Source organism: Desulfosporosinus sp. BICA1-9 (genome assembly GCF_000802135.1).
This window is the reverse complement of record NZ_JUEE01000024.1, coordinates 1-11,789: the sequence shown is the minus strand read 5'-3', so window position 1 is coordinate 11,789 and position 11,789 is coordinate 1. Positions and strand designations below refer to the sequence as shown.

The 11,789-nt window shown below is 43.7% G+C and carries 7 protein-coding genes and 2 pseudogenes; all 9 read right to left on the bottom strand.

All coding sequences use genetic code 11. The features are described 5' to 3' along the window. Positions 1–215: pseudogene (locus JL57_RS02855) on the bottom strand (hypothetical protein); the annotation flags it as partial. Between the two features lie 169 nt (positions 216–384). Continuing rightward, complete coding sequence (locus tag JL57_RS02850; protein ID WP_034140549.1) at positions 385–1,869, bottom strand: glutamate synthase subunit beta; 1,485 nt, start codon at positions 1,867–1,869, stop codon at positions 385–387. 18 nt (positions 1,870–1,887) lie between these two features. Next, positions 1,888–6,471, bottom strand: coding sequence for a glutamate synthase large subunit (gene gltB, locus JL57_RS02845; RefSeq protein WP_034140548.1), 4,584 nt, complete (start codon positions 6,469–6,471; stop codon positions 1,888–1,890). Between the two features lie 285 nt (positions 6,472–6,756). Next, positions 6,757–9,111 (bottom strand): ATP-dependent DNA helicase, encoded by a 2,355-nt coding sequence (locus JL57_RS02840; protein ID WP_034140552.1) that lies wholly within the window; start codon positions 9,109–9,111, stop codon positions 6,757–6,759. A 794-nt stretch (positions 9,112–9,905) separates the two neighbouring features. Continuing rightward, positions 9,906–10,265 (bottom strand): type II toxin-antitoxin system HicB family antitoxin, encoded by a 360-nt coding sequence (locus tag JL57_RS02835; RefSeq protein ID WP_034140547.1) that lies wholly within the window; start codon positions 10,263–10,265, stop codon positions 9,906–9,908. Further along, positions 10,255–10,512, bottom strand: coding sequence for a toxin HicA (locus JL57_RS02830; RefSeq protein ID WP_034140546.1), 258 nt, complete (start codon positions 10,510–10,512; stop codon positions 10,255–10,257). Before JL57_RS02830 ends, JL57_RS02835 begins: the two co-directional genes overlap by 11 nt. A gap of 93 nt (positions 10,513–10,605) precedes the next feature. Then, the gene (locus tag JL57_RS36190; protein WP_366556970.1) at positions 10,606–10,680 is read right to left on the bottom strand and encodes an SEC-C metal-binding domain-containing protein; all 75 of its coding nucleotides are present in this window, start codon (positions 10,678–10,680) and stop codon (positions 10,606–10,608) included. A gap of 30 nt (positions 10,681–10,710) precedes the next feature. Further along, complete coding sequence (locus JL57_RS33350) at positions 10,711–11,034, bottom strand: IS66 family insertion sequence element accessory protein TnpA (protein WP_291299623.1); 324 nt, start codon at positions 11,032–11,034, stop codon at positions 10,711–10,713. Positions 11,035–11,480: 446 nt separating this feature from the next. Beyond that, positions 11,481–11,789 (bottom strand): annotated as a pseudogene (locus JL57_RS02820) (hypothetical protein); the annotation flags it as partial.

The window sequence follows — 11,789 nt, the reverse complement described above, 5'->3', positions numbered from 1 at the left end:
GCAAAACTGGTCCAATTTAAGTCGTTAAAGGATTGAAAAAAACCTTTATCCGTTTTATAAAATGGAAATGCCACTAAGGTTAAAACTGCAGCAGTTAAGTAAGTAATCAGCAACGCCGAAAAAGGGTTAGCACTTTGAGGTGTGGATTTTTGGCATACGTTGTAAACAATATTCGATGTTACAATAAGTACTATCGGAAAAACATACATAAACATTCATGCACCCTCATTCATCTTAACTAGATTTGCTGTGTCCATCCATCTATTAAACCATGAAAACGAGCGATAAGCCTAGTGCCTTTCGCTCGTTTTGGGCAAAGATAAATAGTAATAATGAACAAGATGGCCCGCAACGCCATTTTTCAGGGTTGGGGCCATCTCCTAACTATTTAATGACACTTTTACCCATGAGGTATTTATCAACTTCCCGTGCGGCAAGCTTTCCTTCTTGGAGAGCCCAGACGATGAGACTCTGACCTCTCCTCATATCGCCGGCGGTGAATACCTTATCCACATTAGTCTCAAAAACCTCATAGTCCGCTTTCACATTGCTGCGGGAGTCTCTATCCAGCTTAAGCTCATTGGCAATCGTATCTTCCGGACCAAGAAATCCCATAGCCAGAAGCACAAGGTCAGCTTTCCATACTTTTTCGCTCCCTGGAACTTCCTGAGGCACCATTCTTCCAGAGGAGTTCTTGACCCAAGCGATTTCTACGGTATGAACTTCAGTGACCTCATCGTTCTCATTTCCCACTAACTTTTGAGTGGATATAAGGTAGTGTCTCGGATCCTTGCCATAGAGGCTTATGGCCTCTTCTTGGCCGTAATCCACAGTAAGTTTCTTAGGCCATTCCGGCCAAGGATTAGACTCTTCTCTTCTCTCGGCAGGCGGTTCAGGCATGATTTCAAATTGGTAGACGCTCTCACAGCCATGCCGTATGGAGGTGGCTACGCAGTCCGTGCCTGTATCCCCTCCACCAATAATGATGACCTTCTTGCCTTTGGCGCTAATGAAATTGCCGTCCTGAAGATTTGAATCCAAGAGGCTTTTAGTATTAGCCTTGAGAAAATCCACCGCAAAGTGAACCCCTTTAAGGGCTTTTCCTTCAACATCAAGTCCTCGCGCCTTGGTTGCACCGGCGCAAAGCACAACCGCATCATACTGATCCACCAATTCCTGAGCACTGATGTCTTGGCCTACCTCTGTGTTAAGCACGAATTGGATTCCAGATTCCTTCAACAGTGCGAAGCGTCTTTCCACGATGTGTTTTTCCAGCTTCATGTTGGGAATCCCGTACATCATTAAGCCGCCGACTCTGTCGCTTCTCTCATAGACAGTTACATCATGCCCTACTGTATTTAAATAATAGGCAGCAGATAATCCGGAAGGGCCGGAACCGACGATAGCAATTTTCTTTCCTGTGGCTTTACCCTTCCTGGGCGCAACCCACCCTTCAGCAAAGGCTTTCTCGATGATTTCATATTCCAGACTGTTTATGGTAACAGACTCCATGATATAGCCTTCTGTGCAAGCGCCCTCACAGGGTGCAGGGCAGACTCTGGACGTAAATTCCGGGAAAGGGCTGGTTCTGGTCAACCTTTTGTAAGCTTCTTCCCACTGACCTTTATAGATAAGTTCGTTCCACTCCGGAATAAGATTGTGCAGAGGGCATCCCGAGGCCATGCCATTTAACAGCACACCGCCGTGACAGAAAGGGACTCCGCAGTCCATGCAGCGTGCACCCTGAGTTTGTATAACCTCAGGATCCCGCGGCAACCTTATCTCCTTCCAGTCTTTGATTCTTTCTTCAGGAGATCGTTTCTTAGGTTTGATTCTTTGATACTCTAAAAATCCTGTCGCTTTTCCCATTTCAGTCCCACCTCACCCTTAAGTCCTGGAAACATCTTTAAAATTCTCTTTAAAGGCAACCATTAAAGCCTCTTCACCGCTTAAGCCAGCCTTGTGAGCTTTATCAATGTTCTCCAGCATACGTTTGTAATCTTTAGGAATGACCTTAGTCAATCTCAGTGAATAGCTTTTCCAGTTATCAAGAACTTTCCTGCCCTGAGGACTGCCGGTATACTCGACATGTTTTTGGATCATTTCCTGAATCTCGTTCATTTCTTCTTCAGATTCTAGTTTCTCCAGTGTCACCAGCGACTTGTTGCAGTATACTTCGTCAAAGTCCAGAATGTAGGCTATCCCGCCAGACATTCCGGCAGCAAAGTTTCTTCCTGTTTTACCGAGGATAACCACTTTGCCTCCAGTCATATATTCGCAGCCATGGTCACCCACACCTTCGACGACTGCTTTTACCCCACTGTTCCTGACACAGAATCTTTCCCCTGCTATCCCGTTGATATAGGCTTCCCCTGAAGTTGCCCCATAGAAGGCGACATTTCCAATCAGGATATTTTTCTCAGGCTCAAAGTCAGAAGTCTTCGGTGGATAAACCACAACTTTTGCGCCTGAAAGGCCTTTTCCTAAATAGTCGTTGGCATCCCCTTCCAGTTCCAGAGACAGTCCTTTCGGAGTAAATGCTCCAAAGCTTTGTCCAGCCGATCCTACAAAGGTAAGCTTGATGGTATCCTCAGGAAGCCCCTTTTCACCGTATCTCTTGGAAATTTCGCTGCCGACGATTGTGCCGACAACTCGGTCGACATTATTGATCTTTAGCTTAGCTCGGATGGGTGTTTGATTCTCAAGTGCCGGTTTACAGATCCTAAGCAGCTTTTTTAAATCCATTGATTCTTCCAGCATATGGTTCTGTGACTGGGTGTTAAATCGGCTGACATCAGCACCGGCATAGGGTTGATAGAGAATCTGGGACAGATCCAAGTGTGCTGCCTTCCAATGCTTGATATTTTCTTTGGTTTTAAGTCTATCCGAACGCCCTACCATTTCATTGATGGTCCTAAAGCCAAGTTTGGCCATGATTTCACGCATTTCTTGGGCGACAAATCTCATGAAATTCTCGACATGCTCAGGTTTGCCGCTGAAATTCTTCCTTAAGGCTTCATCTTGAGTGGCTATTCCTACAGGACAGGTGTTGAGGTTACAAACCCTCATCATGATACAGCCCATAGCGATCAGCGGGGTTGTCGCAAAGCCAAATTCCTCTGCTCCAAGCATGGCCGCAATAACGACATCCCTACCTGAAAGCAGCTTTCCGTCTGTTTCTACGACCACCCTGTCTCTCAACTTGTTGAGAACCAGAGTCTGATGGGTTTCGGCAAGTCCAAGCTCCCAAGGAAGTCCTGCATTTCTGATGCTTGTTCTTGGGGAAGCTCCGGTTCCACCGTCGTATCCACTGATTAGAATGACATCCGCTTTTCCTTTTGCTACCCCGGCAGCGATTGTCCCTACTCCGACTTCAGAAACAAGCTTGACGTTAATACGCGCATCCCGGTTGGCATTTTTCAGGTCGTGAATCAATTCAGCGAGATCTTCAATCGAATAGATATCATGATGGGGTGGGGGGGATATAAGATCTACGCCTGGGGTTGAATGCCTAACCTTGGCAATCTCCGGATAAACCTTGCGACCCGGCAGCTGACCCCCTTCACCGGGCTTTGCTCCCTGAGCCATTTTGATCTGTATCTCTTCAGCATTGACAAGATAGTTGCTGGTCACGCCGAAACGTCCTGAGGCAACCTGCTTGATCGCACTGTTCTTTGTGTCTCCGTTGGGCATGACCTTGAATCGTTCGCTGTCCTCTCCGCCTTCACCGGTGTTGCTTTTACCACCCAGTCTGTTCATGGCAATGGCCAGACACTCGTGAGCCTCTTTGCTAATGGATCCGTAGGACATTGCCCCGGTCTTAAACTTTTTGACGATTGAATCCACCGGTTCCACTTCTTCAATGGGAAGGGTGTCGCCTGCATTAAGCTTAAAATCAAGCAGATTCCTTAAGGCGTATATTTCTTCATCGTTTATTTTTTTAGAGAAATCCTTATAGAGTGAGTAGTTTCCTTCCCTACATGCCTTCTGAAGCATGTAGATCGTTTCGGGATTGTAAAGATGGATTTCCCCATCATCTTTACACTGGAAGTATCCACCTACTTCAAGGGTGTCCGTATAAGGAGAATTTTCATTATAGGCGCTCTCATGTCGCAGCTGATTTTCAAGCGCGATTGCTTCAAGTCCTATGCCCTCAAGTCTGGAGGGTGTCATGGTGAAATATTTATCGATTAGGTCCTTTTTCAGACCGACCGCCTCAAAGATTTGAGCTCCGTGGTAACTCCTTATGGTAGAGATACCCATTTTTGTCAGTACTTTAAGAATACCCTTTACCGAAGCCTTGATAAAATTCTTTTTACCTTCTTCGTAACTCAGTCCTTCCAGTAGTCCTTTTTCAGAGAGATCCTTAATGGTCTCATAGGCAAGATAGGGATTGACGGCTGTGACACCATAACCGATAAGGGTACAGAAATGATGTACTTCTCTCGGCTCAGCAGATTCCAGCACAATTCCTAAGTTAGTCCTAATCTCTCTCCTGATCAGGTGATGGTGAAGTCCTGAGGACGCCAAAAGCGCAGGAATTGCTGCAAGCTTCTCATTTGCACCTCTGTCTGAGAGAACAATGATATTTGCTCCTTCACTGATCGCCTTGTCAGCTTCTCTGAAGATCCTGTTTAAGGCGGTTTCCATAGACTTTACCTCTTCCGAAGCTTTATAAAGTATGGAAACTGTAGCTGCCTTCAACTTACCATTACTCAGTTGTTTAATGGTCTGAAGCTGCTGATTGGTCAGGATCGGATGCTCAAGGAGCAGGCTGGTTGAATTTCTTTGATCGGGATCGAGGAGATTTCCCGTATCCCCCAGCAAAATGCTGCTCGAAGTAACTATTTCTTCCCTTATTCCATCAATAGGAGGATTGGTAACTTGGGCAAAGAGCTGTTTAAAGTAGAGGTACAGCATCTGGGGTTTCTCAGATAATACAGCCAGCGGCGAATCCATACCCATGGCTCCGATAGGATCTGCGCCTTGTATCGCCATAGGCTGAATGGTTTTAGTTATATCCTCAAAGGTATAGCCAAAGGCTTTCTGCTGCTGAATAAGGCCTTCCCTTACTTGCTCGTCCTGCTCTTCCTTCGCTTCAACGACCATCATATCGTTGAGTTTAACAATATGTCTGTTATTCCATTCCTCATAGGGATGCATCATTGATACATTTTGCTTGATTTCTTCGTCTGAAATTATTCTCTGCGCCTGGGTATCAATAAGCAGCATTTTGCCCGGTTCCAGTCTGCCTTTATATTTTACATTTTCAGGCTTGATGTCAATAACTCCGACCTCTGAGGCCAGAATAACCCTGTCATCTTTAGTTATATAATACCTTGATGGGCGGAGTCCGTTTCTGTCCAGTACTCCTCCTATGACCACACCATCACTAAACCCCATGGCGGCAGGGCCATCCCAAGGTTCCATGATAAAATTGTTGAACTCGTAGAAATTCTTTTTCTCTTTGGACATCAGTTCATTCTTTTCCCAGGGTTCTGGGATCATCATCATCACTGCGTGAGGCAGCGACCTTCCGGTCAGGTGAAGAAATTCCAGGCTGCTGTCGAACATCGCGGAATCACTACCCGTCTCATCGACGATAGGGTAGACTTTAGAAATATCCTCAAACAAAGGGGAATCGATACATTGCTGTCTCGCCTTCATCCAGTTTACATTCCCTCTGATGGTATTGATTTCGCCGTTGTGTACAATATATCGATTGGGATGTGCTCTTTCCCAGCTTGGAAAGGTGTTAGTGCTGAACCTTGAATGAACCATAGCCAAAGCTGAGACAAAATCAAGGTCTGAAAGGTCAAGATAGAAATCTCTAAGTTGCTCTGCCGTAAGCATACCTTTATAAACGATGGTTTTTGAAGAAAGGCTGGCGACATAGAAGGTGCCTCCCTTTTCTTCACACATGGGAAAAATTACTTTTTCTGCTCTTTTTCTGATGGTATAAAGCTTTCTTTCAAATTCCATTTCATCCGCTATAGTAACTTCCTTTTCAATAAAAACCTGGATGAACCTAGGCATTACCGCTTTTGCTCCTTCGCCGACTGTCGTCTTATCGATAGGAACTTCCCTCCAACCCAGGATCTTCTGCCCTTCTTCCTGAACGATGTTCTCGAAAGTTTCTATCTGCGTTTTTCTGACATCCTCATACTTGTGGGCAAATATCATACCGACGCCGTAGCTGCCTTTTTCCGGCAAATTAAAGCCCAGGACATCACATTCCCTTTGGAAGAAATCGTGAGGTATCTGAACTAGTATTCCGGCACCGTCGCCTGTATTTACATCTGCTCCGCTTGCCCCTCTATGACTTAAGTTTTCCAATACGGTTAAAGCTTCATCAATAATGTCATGAGACTTCTCGCCCTTAATATTCACAACGAATCCCATACCACAGGCATCGTGCTCTAATGCTGGATCGTAAAGGCCCTGTTTCTTTGGCAAACCATAATTTTGCATATTACTCACCCTTCGTTGCGAAATTTTAATATTTTATAAACCAAAAAGCGCTCTTAAAAGAATGTACCTTAACTTAGAAGTACAAAAACTTTCTCGAGCGCCTTTGCTCTACATATTTAATTAATTTTGTTTAACTAAACTTAACACAAGAGCACCAATGATTCAACTGTTTATAACTGGGATAACTAAGAATACACGTATACTATCCGCAATTTTGAACGTTCCTCCATAAACCATAAACCAAATACTTAGAAACCATCTCGGACACCTAGAGTAAGGAGCGCCTTAAACATGCGTCCAGAATCTCTCCATTGTGGTGCGAATGTTATCAGTATTTCTAACATAACGAACCTTTTCCCATTCTTCAGGAAAAAGCTTCTTATAAGACGATTGAGAAAAACGCTCATCAATTAATAACACTATCCCTCGGTCTTGTTCTGTACGAATAACTCGCCCTACTGCCTGTAAGACCTTATTGAAGCCGGGATACATATACGCAAATTCATAACCTTGATTACTGGCTGATTCATAATACGAGCGAATAATCTCCCGCTCCAGGCCAATCTGAGGTAACCCGACTCCAACAATCACCACTCCCGAAAGTCGATCCCCGATCAGATCAATCCCTTCGCCGAAAATCCCACCCATCAGCGCAAATCCTATCAGTGTCCGCTCTGGATTAATCGCAAAGTGTGCTAAGAATTCTTCCCGTGCCTCTTCTAACATGCCTGGAGTTTGACAGATCACGACCACCTGTTGGTTTAGTTCCCTAAATCTCAGATAAATCTCATTTAGATAATCATAGGAGGGGAAATAGACAAGATAGTTTCCCTCTTTATGAGAAATGGCAGAGCTTATTGCTTCAGCAACCAAGCTATAGGACTGAACACGCTGCCTATACTTGGTAGAGATGCGGTCCTGAATAAGCAGACAAAGATTCTCTGGGGGAAATGGCGATGCTAATTTCAGCTTATATGATGTTTCCTCGCCACCCAAAATGTTCATATAATAGTCCATTGGACTCAGAGTTGCTGAAAAAAGGACAGCAGCCCGTCCCCTTGCCAAGGCTTCTCTCAATCGCACAGAAGGGTCAAGGCAAAACAGCTTAACTCGAAAATCATCTCGAGTAGGCTGATGATAAGTAACGTAGTGACTATCATAACTTTCCGAAGTTCGGATAAAACTCAAAGCTTGGAAATAGTGGTCTATAAATAAATCCCGCCAAGCAAAAGGCTGTTCACTGGTTTTTAGAAAACCCTCGGCTTCTTTGACAAACTGTCTCAACGCTTGAAGCAGTTTAGCCGGAGGCTCTTTTTCTATCCGTTCTCCGCTTCCCTCAGTTTCTGAGCTGAGTTTTTTCTCTTTGACTAAGGCAGAATTAACTTTAGTCAAACTTTTCGTCAGTTTCGCATCGTCCTCTTTGGTAAGCCTCTTCAGCTTCAACCAGGACTCCTTAACTACCTCTGCCGAAAACATTTCTCGTGCCCGATCCACCAGGTTATGCGCTTCATCCACTAAAAAGGTGTACTCTCCCCCTTCAAGGAAGAATCTCTTTAAATACACCCGAGGGTCAAAAACATAATTATAATCACAAATTACGACATCCGCCCAATTTGCCATTTCCAAAGAAAACTCAAAAGGGCAAATTGAATGCTTGCGTGCATATTCCTCGATCACCTGACGCGACCAGGAATCCTCTTCAAACGCATCCTCCACCGCCAGACGTACCCGATCGTAAAATCCCTGGGCATAAGGGCAATCCTCAGGAAGACAGGTCGACTCGGGGAGAAAACAAAGTTTTCGCTTCGCCGTCAAGGTCAGACGCTTAATTGCTAACCCTTGTGTCTGCAAATTTGTTATGGCTTTTTCGGCAACCGTTCGCGTGATCGTCTTTGCCGTCAGATAAAAGATCTGTGAGGTAAGCCCTTCCGCCATCCCTTTGAGGGCGGGAAATAAGGTTGCCATCGTCTTGCCAATACCCGTGGGGGCTTGGGCAAATAATTTTTGGCTATGCTTGACTGTTTGGTATACCCCTACAGCCAATTCCCGTTGTCCTGGTCGGTACGTCGTGAAGGGAAATTGCGTCTTGCGAATACTAGCGTCTCTCGTCTCCGCCCACTCTTGCAAGTGGTAGGCCCATGCTAAATAACGCTCGGCTAAGTTAAAGAAAAACTCCGCAAGCTCTGTCTGAGCAAATGTTTTCTTGAATTTCTTAGTTTGGGCAGTATCCAGTTGAAAGTAGGTTAGCTGAGTTTCCACTGTCTCTAAGCCTTCTTGAACCGCATACATGAAGGCATAGCATTGCGCCTGTGCCCAGTGCAAATCGTTAAATGCTTCATCTATAAGGTCTAAATCCAGCGAGGTTGTTTTAATCTCATCGATGCAGACTCCAGAATCGCTCTTTATAACGCCATCGGCTCGCCCCTTGATTTCCAGATTGGCATAGACATAGCTTAGCGTCACTTCTGGAAAATAATCTGCTCCGCTTATTTTCTGGACATATTGATGGCCCTTCGTCCCTTCTTGAGCTCGTGAAGCGCTAATCGAACCCGGCTGCAAATCTCCGCGCATCAGCACAAACTCCACAAGAGTCCGAACCGATACCTTGAAAGGGGTGGGTTCTGCTGCTTTTTCGTTCATTATTTCCACCTCTTTCACCGAAGCAAGGTGAGGCATAAGGACATTTCTCCCGCTGCCGAGACTTCCCGCTACTAAATACCCTTTGATTATAACAACTAACCAACAAAAAACCTATTAACAGGCGTGCGATACGGAAAGTTAATTATTTTAGCACGCCTCGTTTTGCCAATGCCCTGCAATAAAAGAAGAACCCAGCTGTCATTAGCAGTATCGTTATGTCAATAAGAGATGTTAAAGGTCCGAAAACACCTTAGTGTATAGGAACACAAATTTCACAATAATGATTGTTAACCATTTCGCCTATATACCTTTCAAGGACAGGTCTTGTTTCAAAGGCTTGTAGCTTTCCGTTGATGAACCGTTACCCATGACCTTCACCAATTACCCAATGCAAGAGTCCTAGAAAATTTACCTCTTGCGTAAAGCAAGAGGTAAGCCATATATTAGCAATATTTTATTAAATCTTTGACATAGCAATTAGCACAAATTCAGCACCTTTTAACAAAAATTAATATTATCTACTTTCGTATTTTCAGTGTTATAAATGTGCTATTTATTCAACAATCCCTTATATTTCCATTTAGCGAACTTCCAGTTGGTAATCGTCTTCCTTGTCTACCGCTCGTAAGGACTACGGATGCCGCTTAATGTAAATTTTATGTAAATCTTGCATAAGATTTATACCCACTTTGATGAGCGTCAATCGCTTCTTCTGTCAATAAAACTCACTTGCCATGATGTTTAATTAATGGATTTCTAAAATAAAAAGAGCGGGTATTAACCGCTCCAATTGACTAACCTTTAAATCCAGCACTCCGCGAAAGATGATAAAGAATTAATTGATTAAGGCTTATATTTTCTTTTTTAGCTAGTTCAGATAAATATCTGTGAAGACTTTTTGGAACTCGCACATTAAATTTTCCTGAGTAGTCGTTTTTAGCTGGTTCAGGAATTTCGATGCCCTGTTCCAAAGCTATCTCTATCCAGCCTTTTTTGGCGTCCTCGATCATTTCTAATGCTTCATCTGCTGTTTCAGCCTGGGTAATACAACCAGGCAGATCAGGTATCTCAATAACATATCCACCCTCTTCAGCCGGGTATAAAGAGTATTTGTATGGGAGAGCTAAGTAATAATCAATCCCTTTATTCGTCATCGTTAATTTCTCCTTCCAACAGTTCGATGGCCCGCTCAACGTATGTAGCCTTAATATGTGGTTTGTGAAATGGGACCGAGAGAAGCTTCTCTCCCTTTATATAGTAATAGTGACTGGTACCCTTGGATGATTGTCGTTTAGTAAATCCGTAATGGCTTAATATTTTGTCTAATTCTTCAAATCTTACGTGTTTAGGATTATTCCGAATACGTTCAAGCAGCTTTTTAAGCTTTTTAAGCTTGCTCAACCGCTCCACCTCCTACATAAATAGTACCATATATAGTGGCGAACATCAACGTAATTGGTTATTTTTTGATTATTGAGAATAAATGGCGCTTAGTTATTGTCTGCAACATTTTTTATACTTCTTGCCAGAGCCACAAGGACATGGTTCATTAAGTCCGTGACACCACATGCCAGATATACCTGGGAACCTAAAGTAAAATCAAGCATAGACATTTAGAATCTCTAAGACATTACGTAGTGTGTCGAGGTGACAACTCTCAAAAACCTCAATCGATAGGTTTTTATATCGAATCACTATGGGAGCCGATGGGCTCATCGGTATTCCCACTTGAGTGATCGGGACAAACTCATGTTTACAAGAGTTCTCCGACTCGAGGGATTCTTTATTCAATTTGTTGATCCAGTAATGCAAGCTGGAAAGGGTGAGTTTGTTTTGCTGGCACCAGGTTTGAGCGTTCAGGCCACTATTTCGATAATTACAAATACGTTCTTGCCATAGTTCGTGTTTCAATCCTCTAGTCATAAAAAATACCTCCAAAGTTTAATTTGAAGGCATTATCTCATGTCTATGAGGTAGTTTGAAGATACAGTCGATTTGACGCTTACAAATAAAGGATAGTACCTTTTGAAATTTTTCATTTGTGTACCTCATCTGTTAAATTCCTGTTTTTCGGTAAGATTATATAAATAACCAGCAAGTCATGTTTTATATCATAACTTCGTAGTATTAGCCTAACGGGTAATTTGAACAACCTTACTCAAAGCATATGTGTTCAAGCCCTCATCTGTGACAAACAGCTACTGTCTCGACTCAATTGGTTCATCCAAAAGACCAACGGCGGGATACTTCCCGCCGAACATTTGAATATAAAAAGAGCCTTTTTACGGCTCTTTTCAACTATCACGAAACCTTCCTACACCCAATGAATTTAAACTCTATCTATATTATTGCCTCAAATCTAGAATTATTTACCACCTTTCATGAGTGGCATAGGTTTCAACTGTCCTCATATTCGTCCTGGGAACAGGCGGCCACTCTTTAAGCCTTTCCACCATATATTCAGCAAGCTGGCTCGCGTCTTTACTGCATTTCTCCTTCACTGCCAGATCAAGTCTGGCCAGTTGACCGAGGGCTACCAGCAGCTCCTGGAATGTATCGGCGATAGTTTGGCAGCAAGCGGTGCATCTTTCTTCATATTTCGTGGTAAAGGTTTGGGAGGTTGCAGTTTTTGGCCTGCTTGTTGGTTTGTCGGTTTTTTTGACGGTTTGATATTCTAT

What these genes read in the sequence shown, in the direction of transcription:
- JL57_RS02850 (WP_034140549.1), bottom strand. Translation starts at nt 1,869, where the DNA reads ATGGGAAAAGCGACAGGATTTTTAGAGTATCAAAGAATCAAACCTAAG.
- gltB (WP_034140548.1), bottom strand. Translation starts at nt 6,471, where the DNA reads ATGCAAAATTATGGTTTGCCAAAGAAACAGGGCCTTTACGATCCAGCA.
- JL57_RS02840 (WP_034140552.1), bottom strand. Translation starts at nt 9,111, where the DNA reads ATGAACGAAAAAGCAGCAGAACCCACCCCTTTCAAGGTATCGGTTCGG.
- JL57_RS02835 (WP_034140547.1), bottom strand. Translation starts at nt 10,265, where the DNA reads ATGACGAATAAAGGGATTGATTATTACTTAGCTCTCCCATACAAATAC.
- JL57_RS33350 (WP_291299623.1), bottom strand. Translation starts at nt 11,034, where the DNA reads ATGACTAGAGGATTGAAACACGAACTATGGCAAGAACGTATTTGTAAT.